16 protein-coding genes are annotated in these 15026 nt (G+C 58.8%); 6 read left to right on the forward strand and 10 right to left on the reverse strand.

Going from position 1 to position 15026, the window contains the following annotated elements; translation table 11 throughout:
• Positions 1-108 precede the first annotated feature (108 nt).
• The 8 genes from proX to MYY08_RS00510 all read right to left on the reverse strand — a co-directional run bounded on the left by proX (position 109) and on the right by MYY08_RS00510 (position 8341).
• Complete coding sequence (gene proX, locus MYY08_RS00475; protein WP_084971346.1) at positions 109-1104, reverse strand: glycine betaine/L-proline ABC transporter substrate-binding protein ProX; 996 nt, start codon at positions 1102-1104, stop codon at positions 109-111.
• A 60-nt stretch (positions 1105-1164) separates the two neighbouring features.
• Positions 1165-2316 (reverse strand): glycine betaine/L-proline ABC transporter permease ProW, encoded by a 1152-nt coding sequence (proW, locus tag MYY08_RS00480; protein WP_084971348.1) that lies wholly within the window; start codon positions 2314-2316, stop codon positions 1165-1167.
• Positions 2313-3509 carry a glycine betaine/L-proline ABC transporter ATP-binding protein ProV gene (gene proV / locus MYY08_RS00485; RefSeq protein ID WP_084971349.1) on the reverse strand — a complete coding sequence of 399 codons (1197 nt, stop codon included), beginning with the start codon at positions 3507-3509 and terminating at the stop codon, positions 2313-2315. Before proV ends, proW begins: the two co-directional genes overlap by 4 nt.
• A 382-nt stretch (positions 3510-3891) precedes the next feature.
• Positions 3892-4854, reverse strand: coding sequence for a class 1b ribonucleoside-diphosphate reductase subunit beta (gene nrdF / locus MYY08_RS00490; RefSeq protein WP_084971352.1), 963 nt, complete (start codon positions 4852-4854; stop codon positions 3892-3894).
• A gap of 17 nt (positions 4855-4871) precedes the next feature.
• On the reverse strand, positions 4872-7022 hold the full coding sequence (gene nrdE, locus MYY08_RS00495) for a class 1b ribonucleoside-diphosphate reductase subunit alpha (RefSeq protein WP_257152229.1): 2151 nt from the start codon (positions 7020-7022) through the stop codon (positions 4872-4874).
• Complete coding sequence (gene nrdI, locus MYY08_RS00500) at positions 6995-7405, reverse strand: class Ib ribonucleoside-diphosphate reductase assembly flavoprotein NrdI (protein ID WP_084971354.1); 411 nt, start codon at positions 7403-7405, stop codon at positions 6995-6997. Before nrdI ends, nrdE begins: the two co-directional genes overlap by 28 nt.
• Before the next feature lie 5 nt (positions 7406-7410).
• Entirely contained in the window at positions 7411-7653 is a 243-nt protein-coding gene (gene nrdH, locus MYY08_RS00505) for a glutaredoxin-like protein NrdH (RefSeq protein WP_038624592.1), read from the reverse strand.
• Positions 7654-8026: 373 nt separating this feature from the next.
• Entirely contained in the window at positions 8027-8341 is a 315-nt protein-coding gene (locus MYY08_RS00510) for a DUF883 family protein (protein WP_038629900.1), read from the reverse strand.
• Positions 8342-8503: 162 nt separating this feature from the next.
• Between MYY08_RS00510 and MYY08_RS00515 the strand changes: the two genes are divergently transcribed.
• The 4 genes from MYY08_RS00515 (at position 8504) to MYY08_RS00530 (ending at position 11875) form a co-directional block, all read left to right on the forward strand.
• A complete protein-coding gene (locus tag MYY08_RS00515) occupies positions 8504-8839 on the forward strand; it encodes a DUF2002 family protein (protein ID WP_038624593.1) in 336 nt (111 codons plus the stop codon).
• 183 nt (positions 8840-9022) lie between these two features.
• Complete coding sequence (gene mmuP, locus MYY08_RS00520; RefSeq protein ID WP_038624594.1) at positions 9023-10432, forward strand: S-methylmethionine permease; 1410 nt, start codon at positions 9023-9025, stop codon at positions 10430-10432.
• Positions 10422-11360 carry a homocysteine S-methyltransferase gene (mmuM, locus tag MYY08_RS00525; RefSeq protein ID WP_190296151.1) on the forward strand — a complete coding sequence of 313 codons (939 nt, stop codon included), beginning with the start codon at positions 10422-10424 and terminating at the stop codon, positions 11358-11360. Before mmuP ends, mmuM begins: the two co-directional genes overlap by 11 nt.
• 92 nt (positions 11361-11452) lie before the next feature.
• On the forward strand, positions 11453-11875 hold the full coding sequence (locus MYY08_RS00530) for a hypothetical protein (RefSeq protein WP_038624596.1): 423 nt from the start codon (positions 11453-11455) through the stop codon (positions 11873-11875).
• Between the two features lie 34 nt (positions 11876-11909).
• On the opposite strand, the gene speG is transcribed toward MYY08_RS00530, so the two are convergent.
• Together speG and MYY08_RS00540 are read right to left on the reverse strand one after the other, a co-directional pair.
• Entirely contained in the window at positions 11910-12458 is a 549-nt protein-coding gene (gene speG, locus MYY08_RS00535; protein ID WP_038624597.1) for a spermidine N1-acetyltransferase, read from the reverse strand.
• Between the two features lie 92 nt (positions 12459-12550).
• Positions 12551-12730 (reverse strand): GDFGVC terminal motif YodC-like protein, encoded by a 180-nt coding sequence (locus MYY08_RS00540; protein WP_038624598.1) that lies wholly within the window; start codon positions 12728-12730, stop codon positions 12551-12553.
• Between the two features lie 162 nt (positions 12731-12892).
• Here MYY08_RS00540 and MYY08_RS00545 point away from each other — a divergent pair, with 162 nt between their 5' ends.
• Together MYY08_RS00545 and MYY08_RS00550 are read left to right on the forward strand one after the other, a co-directional pair.
• Entirely contained in the window at positions 12893-13324 is a 432-nt protein-coding gene (locus tag MYY08_RS00545) for an OsmC family protein (RefSeq protein ID WP_084971093.1), read from the forward strand.
• 157 nt (positions 13325-13481) lie between these two features.
• Positions 13482-15026, forward strand: a 1545-nt coding sequence (locus MYY08_RS00550; RefSeq protein ID WP_288012499.1) for a sensor histidine kinase, incomplete at its 3' end; no start/stop codon positions are given.

Genomic DNA, 15026 nt, shown 5'->3' on the forward strand with positions numbered 1-15026 from the left:
GTTCCCTTTACGTTCTCACCGTATGCAACGCCCGATCCGGCTGGCGCTGCACGGCAAATAATAAAAAACGGGCAACATTTGTCGCCCGTTTCATTAACCTGAAAATGCTTACTGCGCAGCAGATTTTGCGTCTTCAATCCATTTATTAAACAGCGCCTGATGGGCCTTTATCCAGCCATCGACGTGGGCATTAATCGCCTGTTCTGAAGATTGCCCCTGGTGCATGCGCGCATTCTGCGCATTGATATCGGTAATGGGCAGCTTCATCTCAGCGAACAGACGCGCCGCCGCCGGATTCTTCTCCGCCCAGGCTTTGTTAGCGACGATATGCATGGTGTTGACCGGGAAGCCATAGTTGGCGCCGTTGGGAAGCTGGGTGTCGACGTCCTTCTGCGCGCCTGGCATCGAGGAGAACGGCACCTGTAACCAGACCACATCTCTGCCCGGCACCAGCACATCGCTGATCCAATAAGGCGTCCAGGTGTAGTAAAGGATCGGTTTCCCCTGTTTATAGCGAGCTATGGTGTCAGCCATCATCGCCGCGTAGTTGCCCATATTCGGCTCGACGGTTTGGCTCAGGCCGAACGCCTGGTTCTGGTGCAGGATCACCGTCTCGCAGCCCCAGCCCGGCGCGCAGCCGGTCATATCCGCTTTGCCGTCGCCGTTGGCGTCGAACAGCGCCGCCAGTTTTTTATCTTTTAGCTGATCGATGCGGGTGATGTGATATTTCTCGGCGGTTTTTTTATCGATCAGATAGCCCTGCGCCGCGCCGGTCACGTAGGTTCCCTGGCGGTAAAAGGCTTTGTCGCCGCCAGCGGCGTTATACATATCGTCATGCAGCGGCTGCCAGTTCACGGCGGTGAAGGTGGCGTCGCCGGAGGCCAGCGAGGTATAGCCGACGTTGTAATCGACCTCGCTGGGCTTCTCGACGCGGTAGCCCAGCTGCTCCAACGCGCGGCTGACCAGCAGCGTCTGGAACGCCTCTTCGGAAATGGTGCTCTGCACCGGCTTGACGGTAATGCCGGCGCCCGGCAGATCGGCGGCGGAAATCTGTGCGGCGGCCAGCGTCGTCAGGGCGGCGGCCAGAATAGCGCTTATACGCATAGCGAGTCCTCGTGGTGTTGGTTTGTCAGGAAGGCGGCGCAGCGGGGCGCCGCCGGGGACTTATTTAATAAAAGGGCGGGTCAACAGGCCCAGCGGACCGGTGGCGTACCAGCGTCGGTTGCCGCGGCTGCGGCGGTCGCGTCCCAGCGACTGGGTAAGGCGATCGAGAATGATCGCCAGAATAACGATGCCGACGCCGCCAACCGTGGCGAGGCCCATATCAAGGCGGCCAATGCCGCGCAGCACCATCTGACCCAGGCCGCCGACGGCGATCATCGAGGCGATCACCACCATCGACAGCGCCAGCATCAGCGTCTGGTTTATGCCAGCCATAATCGTCGGCATCGCCAGCGGCAGTTGCACCTTAAACAGCATCTGACGCGGATTGGCGCCGAACGATTCCGCCGCTTCGATCAGATCCGCCGGCACCTGCTTAATGCCGAGCACTGTCAGACGCACCACCGGCGGCAAGGCGAAAATAATGGTCACCACCACGCCGGGCACGTTGCCGATGCCGAACAGCATCACGATCGGCACCAGATAGACAAAGGCGGGCGTGGTCTGCATGGCGTCGAGCAGCGGCCGGATCACGCGGGCGGCGCGTTCGCTGCGCGCCAGCCAGATGCCGAGCGGCAGGCCGATGACGATGCAGAACAGCAGGGCGGTCAGCACCAGCGCCAGCGTTACCATCGCCTGCGACCAGGCGCCGATGGCGCCGATCAACACCAGCGACACCAGCGTGGCGATGCCCATGCCTGCGCTGGAAAACTGCCAGGCAATCAGGGCGAACAGCACGATCGCCACCGGCGCCGGCATGCCCAGCAGCATCTGCTGAAAGGCACTGAGGATATAATCTACCGGCACGCGAATGCCCTGAAACAGCGGACGAAAATGACTGACGACCCAGTCGATGCCGTGCGTCACCCAACTGTCGAGCGGGATCAGCGTATGGTGGAAAGGGTCCATCACATTGAACTGTTCCGGCTGCGGCGTCGGCGCGCTGTTCAGCCAGTCGCTGCTGGCTGCGTCGTGACCGCCTGTACTGGCGGGCGACCCCCAGGCGTCGCCTGAAGCGGCCGGTGCGGCGTCGCCTGAAGGGGCACTGCCCCAGGGATCGCTCGCCGCGCTATCAACGGCCGTCGGCTGTGCGGCGTCGTTAGCGTCAGCCTGCGCTGCGCCGTTTTCCCACGGATTTGTTGTTGCCTGACTCATGGTTGATTCCCCTCGCGATCTAATGCCTGCAGCAGCGTGCCTTTTGAAATAACGCCGATGTAGTGATTCTCCTCGCCGACAATCGGCACCGCGCAGGGCGCCTGCGCCACATGCGACAGCAGTTCGTTCAGAGAGGTATCGCCGGATACGGCGGCGGGCGAGGGAAGCAGCGCGGCGTCAAGGCTCGCGCCCGCGGCCAGCGCCGCCTTCAGCGAATCGGTGGAAACCACGCCGATAAACCTTTGTTTTTCCAGCACGTAGCCATATTCGCGGTCTTCATCCTGCAACAGCTTAATGGCCGATCGCGGACCGAAGCCGGGCGCTTTGCGCATCAGGGAGCTGGCGTTGCGGCGGGCGATATCTTTGGCGCTGAAAACGTGGCTGATGTCGACGCCGCGGAAGAAGGTGCGCACATAGTCGTTGGCGGGATTATTCAGGATCTCGTCCGGGGTGCCGACCTGTACCACTTCGCCGCCCTGCATAATGGCGATGCGATCGCCGATGCGCATCGCTTCATCAAGATCGTGGGAAATAAAAATAATGGTGCGCTGATGTTTCGCCTGTAATTTTACCAGCTCATCCTGCATCTCGGTGCGGATTAAAGGATCGAGCGCGGAAAACGCCTCGTCCATTAATAAAATATCGGGATTGATCGCCAGCGCGCGCGCTAATCCCACACGCTGACGCATGCCGCCCGATAATTCATCGGGCCAGGCGGCGGCGTAATTTTCCAGTCCCACCTGACGCAGCGCCTCCAGCGCTTTTTCCTGCCGCTCTTTCAGCGGCACGCCGGCTAACTCCATGCCGAAGGCGGTATTATCCAGCACGCTCATATGCGGCATCAGCGCGAAAGACTGAAACACCATGCTGATCTTATTTCGCCGCACGTCGCGCAGCTCGCTTTCCGATATTTTGGCGATATCGACGCCGTCGATAATCACCTGACCGCGGGTCGGCTCTATCAGACGATTGAGAAGGCGAACCATGGTGGATTTGCCTGAACCAGACAGCCCCATGATGACAAATATCTCGCCTTCTTCAATGGCCAGACTGGCGTCTTTTACGCCCAACGAAAGTCCGGTTTTTTCCAGCAGCACATCTTTGCTGATACCTTTATCGATATATTTAAAAGCGCGTTCAGGATTTTCGCCAAATATTTTATACAGGTTTTTTGCTTCTAATTTAATTGCCATGCAATATAACTGTCCTGGTTAGTTAATTTTCTGATGGGTTTTATTTCCTGGTGAAATTAAAGCGGCCTATACCCTAGCATACTGAGAATCTCAGGCAACCCTTTGCACGGCGCGTTCGGTCTCATATTGGGACGCGCATCTCGCCTTACGCCAATCAGGGTAAGGGCTGAGCGCAAATAATTTTTGGGTGAAAAAAACGAGATTTTCTGCAAAAAACGAGGGCGGTCGGCGCTTATTTTCAGCGGAAAAAAGGATAAAATGGCAAGGGGCCAACGGAATGAATTAAATTACTTTCGGTGGGATTGTTCAGTGTGAAATAAATAATATTAATGCTAATGACGGAAATACAATAAAGCGGGGCATTATCGCGCCCCGTTAATATTCAGAAGTCCCAATCTTCATCTTCGGTTTCAACCGCTTTTCCTATCACATAGGAAGAACCGGAACCGGAGAAGAAATCGTGATTCTCGTCGGCGTTAGGCGACAGTGCGCTCAGGATCGCCGGATTCACCTGGGTCATCTCCGCCGGGAACACTGCCTCATAGCCTAAGTTCATCAACGCTTTATTGGCGTTATAGTGCAGGAAGGTCTTTACCTCCTCCTGCCACGGCGTATCGCCATACAGCGCCTCGGTATAGGCCAGCTCATTCTCGTAGAGCGCCATCAGCAGATCGACCGCGAACTGCCGCAGCGCCTCACGCCGCGCCGCGTCCGCCAGTTGCAGCCCTTTCTGATACTTGTAGCCGATGTAGTAACCGTGCACCGCCTCGTCACGAATAATCAGCCGGATCAGATCGGCGGTGTTGGTCAGCTTGCCGCGGCTCGACCAGTACATTGGCAGCCAGAAGCCGGAATAGAACAGAAACGACTCAAGGAACACGCTGGCGATCTTCTTCTTTAGCGGGTCGTCGGCGCAGTAGTGCTGGTGGATCAGGTTCGCCTTATTCTGTAACGGCGTGTTCTGTTCGCTCCAGGCATAAGCCGCATCCACCTCGCTAACCGGGCAGAGCGTGGAGAAAATCGAGCTGTAGGAGCGCGCATGTACCGCCTCCATAAAGCTGATATTGGACATCACCGCCTCCTCGTGCGGCGTCAGCGCGTCGCGCATCAGCGCCGGCGCGCCGACGCCGTTTTGCACAGTGTCCAGCAGCGTCAGACCGGTAAAAACGCGGATGGTCAGCTGCTGCTCTACCTTGCTCAGCGTATGCCAGGCGGGCAGATCGTTAGAGAGCGGCACTTTTTCCGGCAACCAGAAATTACTGGTCAGACGGTTCCAGACCTCTAAATCTTTGTCATCTTCGATGCGGTTCCAGTTTATCGCCTGGATGCGTTTTAAGGTTTGCATAATCTTGTCACTTCCATTTACAGCGAGCAGGAGACGCAGCCCTGCACCTCGGTGCCTTCCAGCGCCATCTGCCGCAGGCGAATGTAATACAGGGTCTTGATCCCTTTCTTCCAGGCGTAGATCTGTGCGCGGTTGATATCGCGCGTGGTGGCGTCGTCGCGGAAAAAGAGCGTCAGCGATAGCCCCTGATCGACATGCTGCGTCGCTTCGGCATAGGTATCGATAATCGCCTCCGGGCCGATCTCCCAGGCGTCGCGCCAGCTGTGCGCATTCTCGTTGGTCATAAAGGGGGCCGGGTAATAGACGCGCCCGATTTTGCCCTCTTTACGGATCTCAATGCGCGACACAATAGGATGAATGCTTGAGGTGGCGTGGTTGATATAGGAGATGGAGCCGGTTGGCGGCACCGCCTGTAAATTCTGGTTATAGAGGCCGTCACGCATCACCGCCGCGCGCAGCGCCTGCCAGTCCGCCTGGTCGGGCAGACGAATATTGGCGTCGGCGAACAGTCGGGCAACGCGTTCAGTGCGTGGCAGCCACACCCGCTCAATATATTTAGTGAAATAGTCGCCGCTGGCGTAGCGCGATTGCGCAAAGCCGCCGAAGCGCTGTTGCCGCTCGCGCGCCAGCTGGTTTGAGGTGCGCAGCGCGTGGTAAGTGACGCAATAAAAGTAGAGGTTGGTGAAATCGAGCGCCTCCGGCGAGCCGTAGGCGATGCCTTCGCGCATCAGATAGCCGTGCAGATTCATCTGCCCCAGCCCGATGGCGTGCGATTGCGCGTTGCCGTGCGCCACCGACGGCACCGAACGGATATCGCTCATATCGGAAACCGCGCTCAGCCCGCGCACCGCGATCTCCACGGTGCGCGCCAGGTCGCCGGAATCCATGGCGTGCGCAATATTCAGCGATCCGAGATTGCAGGAGATATCTTTGCCGATGCGCTGATAGCTGAGATCCTCGTGATAGCGCGACGGGGAGTTGACCTGCAAAATCTCCGAGCAGAGGTTGCTCATATTGATGCGGCCCGCCACCGGATTGGCGCGGTTTACCGTATCTTCGAACATCACGTAGGGATAGCCCGACTCAAACTGGATCTCCGCCAGCGTCTGGAAAAAGGCGCGCGCGTTGATAAAGGTTTTACGGATGCGTCTGTCCGCCAGCATCTCCTCATAGCGGTCGCTGATGCTGATATCGGCGAAGGGCTGGCCGTAAATACGCTCGATGTCGTAGGGTGAAAAGAGCGCCATCGGCTGATTGTCTTTCGCCAGCCGGAAGGTAACGTCCGGGATCACCACGCCCAGCGACAGTGTTTTAATACGGATCTTCTCGTCGGCGTTTTCCCGTTTGGTGTCGAGGAAACGCAAAATATCGGGATGGTGCGCATGCAGATACACCGCGCCGGCGCCCTGGCGCGCGCCCAGCTGATTGGCGTAGGAGAAGGCGTCCTCCAGCATTTTCATCACTGGGATCACGCCGGAAGACTGGTTTTCGATGCGCTTGATCGGCGCGCCCGCCTCGCGCAGGTTGGAGAGCAGCAGCGCCACGCCGCCGCCGCGCTTTGACAGTTGCAGCGCGGCGTTAATCGCGCGGCCGATCGACTCCATATTGTCTTCGATGCGCAGCAGGAAGCAGGAGACCAGCTCGCCGCGCTGCTGTTTGCCGCAGTTCAGGAAAGTGGGCGTCGCAGGCTGGAAGCGGCCGGACAGCATTTCTTCCAGCAGCGCGGCGGCCAGCGTACGGTCGCCCTGCGCCAGCGTCAGCGCCACCATGCAGGCGCGATCGGGGAAATCCTCCAGGTAGCGTTTGCCGTCGAAGGTTTTCAGCGCATAGCTGGTAAAGAACTTCCAGGCGCCGAGAAAGGTCTGGAAACGGTAGCCCCAGCCTGCCGCCTGCTCAAACAGCTGGCAAACGAATTCAAACGGGTAAGCGCTCAACACCGCGGCTTCGTAATAGCCTTCTTCGACCAGATAGCGCAGGCGCGCCGCCGTCGAGCTGAACGTCATGCTGTTGGGCAGCACATGTTGCAGATAAAACTGGCGCGCCGCCTCACGATCCTTATCGAACTGGATATGGCCCTGCGCGTCATACAGGTTAAGCATGGCGTTAAGCGCGTGGTAATCGGGCGCGACGGCCGTCGGCGCTAGTTCAGTGCTGTCTGTCGTTGCCAAAATTGGATTACTCCCGTTTTCACGTTGGCGATATCGTCTGCGGTTCCCATTAGCTCGAAGCGGTACAGCCGGGGAACCTGACATTTTTGCGCAATGATGTCGCCAGCCAGGCAGAAGCCCGCGCCAAAGCTGCGGTTGCCTGCGGCAATCACGCCGCGCAGCCAGCGCCGGTTGGCTTCATCATTCAGAAACTGGATCACCTGGCCTGGCACCGCGCCGCGCGCGCCGCCGCCGCCGTAGCTCGGCACCACCAGGATAAACGGCTCATCCACCCGCAGGCGCTGCTGTTTATCCAGCGGAATGCGCCGCGCCGGCAGGCCGAGCCGGGTGATAAAACGGTGCGTATTCTCCGACTGGCTGGAAAAGTAGACCAGTGGATGCATGGCGCTTACTCCTGCGCCAGCGTCGGCTGCGCCAGACGCATGATTTTGTCGGGACGGAATCCGCTCCAGTGCTCGTTATCTGCCATCACCACCGGCGCCTGACGGTAGCCGAGCGCCATCAACTTCTCGGCCGCTTCCTGCGTCTCGTCCAGATTGACCAGTCGATAGCGCAGCCCCTGCTTATCCATCATGTTTTTCGTGGCGTCGCACTGCATGCAGTTATGCTTAGTGAAAATGGTAATGATCATGATTCGTATTTCCTTCTTGCATTCTGATACGCTACCCTGAACGGTGCAACGCAGCGATGGAACAGGCTTCTGGCACTCTATGTTGTGTTTGTCCTATGAATTAAATACTAGATGTAGCGTTTTTGTTTTTCAACCATGCAAAATCCAGGCTTAAAGTCGAGCCTTGATGTAGGGCGCGTCAGCGCCGGGTTGGAGGCAAAAAAATTTTTTCAGGAGGATTTGTTGCGGTGAAAGCGGGACGGGGAAAAGAGCGTTTCGAGGCTGAACGACACTTATTCAGTCATAAGCGATGCACTGCTGCCGCCGGAATAACGGCGGCGACGGCAAAAAAAAGCCCGCGCGCGGCGGGGAGAGAACAGGACAGCAGGAAAGATTAACGGCGGGAGGCGAGCAGCGCGCCGATAAAAATACCCACTGCGGCGCTGACGCCTGCGCCGTGCCACGGCTTATCATGAATCCAGTTATCCACCTGACGGCCAGCGTCGCGTGCCGCCTCGGTGACGCGGTTGCGGTTGTGCATTTTCACGCGCGTCTCTTTCAGCAGCGTCTCCGCTTTGTTACGCGCCGCGTCGATATCATCCTGCGCTTTGCCGCCGTAGGATTTCAGCAGATCATCCAGCGTATCCGCCAGGACAGAAACATCCTGGTGAATATCCACTTCGTCATTTTTCATTGTTTGTTTAAACATTTTCTCATCCCTTTGCTGAATAACGTAATACTTAGTGTAGACCATCCACCGCAAGCGCAGCGCGAAACGCCGCCAGCGGCCGCCTTTCTGATAATTCTGAATGCCCATGGCCGCCGCGCTGTTGTAAGGTTGCGAAGCTTTATAAGAATGAGAGGATTGAGCATGTATTTACGACCAGATGAGGTGGCACGCGTTCTGGAAAAAGCGGGGTTCGAAATGGACACCGTGACGCCGAAAACCTATGGCTATCGCCGCGGCGAAGATTATGTTTACGTTAACCGCGAAGCGCGCATGGGAAGAACCGCACTGGTCATTCATCCGACGCTGAAAGAAAAAAGCCTGAACTACGCCGATCCGGCGTCGGAAATTAAAACCTGCGATCACTATACGCGTTTCCCGATGTACCTGATGGGCGACAGCCAGGATCACTACGGCATTCCGCACGGTTTCAGCTCACGCGCCGCGCTGGAGCGCTACCTGCAAAGCATGTTTGATTAATTCCGTTTTCGTCTCCGCGTCTGCTCACTACCGCCGCTCCCCGTAACCGTTCGCCTTACGGGGAAGCCCCCTCTATGCGCCCGTCCGGGCGGCCGTTGCGTTTCACCGTTTGCATTCTACTGCCGGGGCAGGTATAAAACCTGCCACATTTAGAAGTTTAGACGTCCATACGGATAGACAACCATGCAGTCAGAACAGCCGCAGGGCGGCCAATTTAAACGCAGTATGAAAGCGCGCCATCTGGTGATGCTCTCTTTGGGCGGTGTGATCGGCACCGGCCTGTTCTTCAACACCGGCTATATTATCTCCACCACCGGCGCGGCGGGCACGCTGCTGGCTTACCTGATCGGCGCGCTGGTGGTCTGGCTGGTGATGCAGTCGCTGGGCGAGCTGTCAGTGGCGATGCCGGAAACCGGCGCGTTTCACGTCTACGCCAGCCGCTATCTCAGTCCGTCCACCGGCTATGTCGTCGCCTGGCTCTACTGGCTCACCTGGACAGTAGCGCTCGGCTCCAGCCTGACGGCGGCCGGTTTCTGCATGCAGTACTGGTTTCCGCAAACTTCGGTCTGGCTCTGGTGTCTGATCTTCTGCATCGCCATCTTCCTGCTTAACGTCGTTTCGACGCGCTTTTTCGCTGAAGGGGAGTTCTGGTTTTCGCTGATCAAAGTGATCACTATCCTTGCCTTTATTGTGCTGGGCGGCTGCGCGGTGTTTGGTCTGATCCCGTTAAAAGACGGCACGCCCGCGCCGTTTTTCCATAACCTCACCGCTTCCGGCTGGCTGCCGCACGGCGCGCTGCCGATCCTGATGACGATGGTGGCGGTGAATTTTGCTTTCTCCGGCACCGAGCTGATCGGCATTGCCGCTGGCGAAACGGAGAACCCGCAGAAAGTGGTGCCGATGGCGATCCGTACCACGGTGGCGCGGCTGATCATCTTTTTTATCGGCACGGTGCTAATCCTGGCGGCGCTGATCCCGATGGATCAGGCGGGCATCGTGAAAAGTCCGTTCGTGCTGGTATTCGAAAAAATCGGCATTCCCTGGGCGGCGGATATTTTTAACTTCGTGATCCTGACCGCCATTCTGTCGGCGGCCAACTCTGGTCTTTACGCCTCCGGGCGCATGCTCTGGTCGCTCTCTAACGAAGGCACGCTGCCGCGCTGCTTCTCGCGCCTGACGCGCCGCGGCATCCCGCTGGTGGCGATCGTCGCCAGCATGCTGGGCGGCCTGCTGGCGCTCTTTTCCAGCATTGTCGCCGCCGATACCGTCTACGTGGCGCTCTCCGCCATTTCCGGCTTTGCGGTGGTCGCGGTCTGGCTCAGCATCTGCGCCTCGCACTACGCGTTTCGCCGTCGCTACCTGCGCGAGGGCGGGAGGCTGGACGGGCTGAAATATCGCGCCCCCTGGTTCCCGCTGACGCCGATTCTCGGTTTTGCGCTCTGCCTGCTGGCCTGCGTCGGGCTGGCCTTCGATCCTGAACAACGCATCGCGCTGTGGTGCGGTTTACCCTTTGTGGCCCTCTGCTATGGCGCTTATTATCTGACTCAACGCAACAAGCGGGAACGCGCTAAGGAAACGGAACATGCTGTTTGACCCGATTGCCGATCTGCTCCAGCGCCGCGGCGCGCTGATCCTCGACGGCGCGCTGGCGACCGAGCTGGAGGCGCGCGGCTGTGTGCTTACCGATGCGCTCTGGTCGGCGAAAGTGCTGCTGGAAGATCCGCAGCTGATTTATCAGGTGCATTACGACTATTTCGCCGCCGGCGCGCAATGTGCCATTACCGCCAGCTATCAGGCGACGCCGCAGGGCTTTGCCGCGCGCGGTCTGGACGAGGCGCAGGCGTGCGCGCTGATCGCGCGCAGCGTCGAGCTGGCACAGCGGGCGCGGCAGGACTATCTGGCGGATCATCCGCAGGCGGCGCCGCTGCTGGTGGCAGGATCGGTCGGGCCGTACGGCGCGTTCCTCGCCAACGGCGCCGAATATCGCGGCGACTATGCGCTGCCACAGGACAAAATGATGGCGTTTCATCGTCCGCGCATCGCGGCGCTGGCGGCGGCAGGCGTCGATCTGCTGGCCTGCGAAACGCTGCCTTCTTACGCCGAGCTGGAAGCGCTGACGGCGCTGCTGACGGCGGAATATCCCACGCTGCCCGCCTGGTTCTCCTTTACCCTGCGCGACAGCGAGCACCTTTCCGACGGCACGCCGCTGGCGCAGGCGGTCGCGCTGCTGGATCGCTGCCCGCAGGTGGTGGCGCTGGGCGTTAACTGCATCGCGCTGGAAAAGGTGACGCCCGCGTTGACGGCGTTGCGCCGCCTGACGCGCAAGCCGCTGCTGGTCTATCCCAATTCCGGCGAGCAGTATGACGCGGTCAGCAAAACCTGGCACAGCGCTCCGGCGGGCTGTGCGTTGCAGGATAAGCTGGCGGAGTGGCGTGAGGCGGGCGCGCAAATCATCGGCGGCTGCTGCCGCACCACGCCGCAGGATATCGCCGCACTCGCCCATCGCTGCCGCGCGGAGTGATCTTCTTCGGGCCGGAAAGGATATCGGCCCTAAGGAAAAACGGCGCGCTGCCGATTAGACTATTACCCAACCGTAGAAAATCAGGAAAGCGTATGAAACGCCTGTTACTGGCGCTGGCGGCCGCCTCGCTGCTCAGCGGCTGCGCCACCATTGTCGGCTCGGAAACGCAAAGCGTGCGCATCGACTCCATCCCGCAGGGCGCGACCTTTGTCGTGCAGGATGAAACCGGTCGTCCCGTGGCGGAAGGCGTGACGCCGAAAACCGTCGAGCTGGCGAAATCCAACGGCAGCTACTTCGGCAAAAAGAGTTATCTGGTGATGCTCGAGCGTCCCGGCTATGTGCCGTTGACGCTGCGGCTGAAAGAGAAGGCGAACCTCTGGTATATCCTCGGCAACATTCCGCTGGGCGGCTTCCCCGGCTGGCTGTTGGTCGACCCTTTTTACGGCGGCATGTATAACATCGAACCGGCGACGGTTCAGCCGGTGATCAATCGCGTCGGCGCGCGCGCCGGCTGATCCCCCGCGCCGACGTTGCGGTCGGCGCGGCGCGTTACTGGGCGGTGGGCTTCACCATCGCGCCGGTCGAGGCCTTGTGCTTTTCCAGATACTGATGCTGGAAAATGCACATGCGAATCGTATTGCGGTATTCGCCGTTGATAAAAAATTCGTGGCGCAGCACGCCTTCGATCTCAAACCCCAGCTTGCTGTAGATATGGATCGCCTTTTCATTCTCCTGATCGACGATCAGGTAGAGCTTATAAAGGTTCAGCACCGAAAAGCCGTAGTCCATCGCCAGCTTCGCCGCCTGGCTCGCCAGCCCTTTGCCCTGATGGGTTGGATCGATAATGATCTGGAATTCGGCGCGGCGATGCACATGGTTAATCTCTACCAGTTCCACCAGGCCCACTTTTTCGCCGTCGTTTTCCACCACGAAGCGGCGCTCGCTCTGATCGTGGATATGCTTGTTATAGAGATCGGAGAGTTCGACAAACGCCTCATAGGGCTCCTCGAACCAGTAGCGCATCACGCTGGCATTGTTGTCCAGTTGATGTACGAAATGGAGATCTTCCCGCTCAAGCGGGCGTAGTTTTACGCTCATAACGGCATCCTTGTAGTAAAAGCCGGCTTACACCGGCGTCTCGCGTGCAGGCAACGAGAGAGCAGCCCGTTCTGCTGCGGGCTGTCGGGCAATCAGCAGACGCCGAAATCGCCATCTTCATGATAAGGATTGACCGAGCTGGCCGGCACTTCGATCTCTTTTTTCTCCGCGTCGTCAATGCGCGCGCACCACAGCGTTTCGCCCTCCACGCGCAGCACCTGCATTTTTGGACCGCCGGTTTTCGCCTGAACAAAATCATTTTTCTGGAACATGGTTTCTTCCTGATTTGTGGTTAGTTACATTTTTTTCCTGCGCGGCGCGCGCGCGGCGGCGCGGGTTCGCTGGCCGTCGCGTCACGCGCAGAAAGTCGCCGACGGGTGTTACTCAGCAGGCTAACTATACTGATAGTACATTTCAGCAAAACAGGAGGAAAGATGACCATTCATAAGAAAGGGCAGGCGCATTGGGAAGGCGATCTTAAAAGCGGTAAAGGCACTATCTCTACCGAAAGCGGCGCCCTGAGCCAGCAGCCCTACGGTTTCAATACCCGTTTTGAAGACAAGGCCGGCACCAATCCCGAAGAACTGATTGGCGCCGCGCACGCCGCCTGTTTTTCCATGGCGCTTTCAATGATGCTGGGGCAGGCGGGCCATACGCCGCAGAGCATCGACACCACGGCGGACGTCTCGCTGGATAAGCAGGGCGAAGGGTTTGCTATCACCAAAATCGCTCTCGACAGCACGGTCAAGCTGCCGGGCATCGATAACGCCGCGTTTGATGAAATTATCAACAAGGCGAAGGCGGGCTGTCCGGTTTCGCAGGTGCTGAACGCTGAAATCACCCTGAACTACCGTCTGGAAAATTAAGTCGACGCATTTTCTCTCAGGCCGCTGCTGTTTGCGCAGGGCGGCCTTTTTATTCGCTTTTCCTGCGCCCGCGCGCTCCGTTTTTTGCCGCGCTTCAAAGAAAAAATCCTTTCCGCACTGTATGTTGCGCGCTGGTCAATAAGGCGCGGTTAACGGCATGTATGAATATAACCTGGTGCTACTGCTGTTGCAGCAGATGTGCGTGTTTCTGGTCATCGCCTGGCTGATGAGCAAAACCCGGCTTTTCATTCCTTTGATGCAGGTGACGGTGCGGCTGCCGCATAAATTTCTCTGTTATGTGGTGTTTTCGGTGTTCTGCCTGCTGGGCACCTGGTTCGGGCTGCATGTTTCCGACTCCATCGCCAACACGCGCGCGGTGGGTGCGGTAATGGGTGGGCTGCTCGGCGGTCCGGTGGTCGGCGGCCTCGTGGGCTTGACCGGCGGACTGCACCGCTATTCGCTGGGCGGCATGACCGCCGTCAGCTGCATGGTTTCCACCATTGTCGAAGGGCTGCTGGGCGGCCTGGCGCACCGCCTGCTGATCCAGCGCGGCCGCAGCCATCAGGTTTTCCATCCGCTGACCGCGGCGATGGTGACGCTGGCGGCGGAAATCATCCAGATGGCGATCATTTTGCTGCTGGCGCGGCCTTACGATGAGGCGCTGAAGCTGGTCTCCAGCATCGCGGCGCCGATGATGGTCACCAATACCGTCGGCGCCGCTCTCTTTATGCGCATCCTGCTGGATAAGCGCGCAATGCTGGAAAAGTACAGCTCCGCCTTTTCCGCTACCGAGCTGAAGGTGGCCGCCTCTACCGAGGGGATTCTGCGTCAGGGCTTTAACCAGGAGAACAGCATGAAGGTGGCGCAGGTACTTTACCGCGAGTTGGATATCGGCGCGGTGGCGATTACCGATCGCGAGCAGCTATTGGCCTTTACCGGCATCGGCGGCGATCATCATCTGCCGGGACGGCCGATCTCTTCCGTCTGGACGCGCCGCGCCATTGAACAGGGCGAGGTGGTTTACGCCGACGGCAACGAAGTACCTTACCGCTGTTCGCTGCATCCGCAGTGCAAACTGGGATCGACGTTAGTCATTCCGCTACGGGGCGAAAACCAGCGCGTGATTGGCACTATTAAACTTTACGAGGCGAAAAACCGGCTGTTCAGCTCGATTAACCGCACGCTGGGCGAAGGCATCGCGCAACTGCTCTCCGCCCAGATTCTGGCGGGGCAGTATGAACGGCAAAAGGCGCTGCTGACCCAGTCGGAGATTAAGCTGCTGCATGCGCAGGTTAACCCGCATTTCCTGTTTAACGCGCTCAATACGCTGATGGCGGTGATCCGACGCGACAGCGAACAGGCCGGACAGCTGGTGCAGTATCTCTCCACCTTTTTCCGTAAAAACCTCAAGCGGCCCAACGAGGTGGTGACCCTCGCCGATGAGATTGAGCATGTGAACGCCTATCTGCAAATTGAGCAGGCGCGCTTTCAGGCGCGTCTGCAAGTCACGCTCAGCGTGCCGGATGCGCTGGCGCAGGCGCGGCTGCCCGCCTTTACGCTGCAACCGATTGTGGAGAACGCCATTAAGCACGGCACCTCGCAGCTGCTGGGCGTCGGCGAAATTTGGCTTAGCGCGTCGCGCCAGCAGGATCGGCTGGTGCTGGAGATTAAAGATAACGCCGGGCTTTACCAGGAGAAAAGC

Origin of the sequence: Mixta sp. (assembly GCF_024610815.1) — a bacterium.
GTDB lineage: Bacteria > Pseudomonadota > Gammaproteobacteria > Enterobacterales > Enterobacteriaceae > Mixta > Mixta calida.

Excerpts from the sequence above, each read along its gene's own strand:
- proX (WP_084971346.1), bottom strand. The coding sequence starts at position 1,104 with ATGCGTATAAGCGCTATTCTGGCCGCCGCCCTGACGACGCTGGCCGCC.
- proW (WP_084971348.1), bottom strand. The coding sequence starts at position 2,316 with ATGAGTCAGGCAACAACAAATCCGTGGGAAAACGGCGCAGCGCAGGCT.
- proV (WP_084971349.1), bottom strand. The coding sequence starts at position 3,509 with ATGGCAATTAAATTAGAAGCAAAAAACCTGTATAAAATATTTGGCGAA.
- nrdF (WP_084971352.1), bottom strand. The coding sequence starts at position 4,854 with ATGCAAACCTTAAAACGCATCCAGGCGATAAACTGGAACCGCATCGAA.
- nrdI (WP_084971354.1), bottom strand. The coding sequence starts at position 7,405 with ATGCATCCACTGGTCTACTTTTCCAGCCAGTCGGAGAATACGCACCGT.
- nrdH (WP_038624592.1), bottom strand. The coding sequence starts at position 7,653 with ATGATCATTACCATTTTCACTAAGCATAACTGCATGCAGTGCGACGCC.
- MYY08_RS00510 (WP_038629900.1), bottom strand. The coding sequence starts at position 8,341 with ATGTTTAAACAAACAATGAAAAATGACGAAGTGGATATTCACCAGGAT.
- MYY08_RS00515 (WP_038624593.1), top strand. The coding sequence starts at position 8,504 with ATGTATTTACGACCAGATGAGGTGGCACGCGTTCTGGAAAAAGCGGGG.
- mmuP (WP_038624594.1), top strand. The coding sequence starts at position 9,023 with ATGCAGTCAGAACAGCCGCAGGGCGGCCAATTTAAACGCAGTATGAAA.
- mmuM (WP_190296151.1), top strand. The coding sequence starts at position 10,422 with ATGCTGTTTGACCCGATTGCCGATCTGCTCCAGCGCCGCGGCGCGCTG.
- MYY08_RS00530 (WP_038624596.1), top strand. The coding sequence starts at position 11,453 with ATGAAACGCCTGTTACTGGCGCTGGCGGCCGCCTCGCTGCTCAGCGGC.
- speG (WP_038624597.1), bottom strand. The coding sequence starts at position 12,458 with ATGAGCGTAAAACTACGCCCGCTTGAGCGGGAAGATCTCCATTTCGTA.
- MYY08_RS00540 (WP_038624598.1), bottom strand. The coding sequence starts at position 12,730 with ATGTTCCAGAAAAATGATTTTGTTCAGGCGAAAACCGGCGGTCCAAAA.
- MYY08_RS00545 (WP_084971093.1), top strand. The coding sequence starts at position 12,893 with ATGACCATTCATAAGAAAGGGCAGGCGCATTGGGAAGGCGATCTTAAA.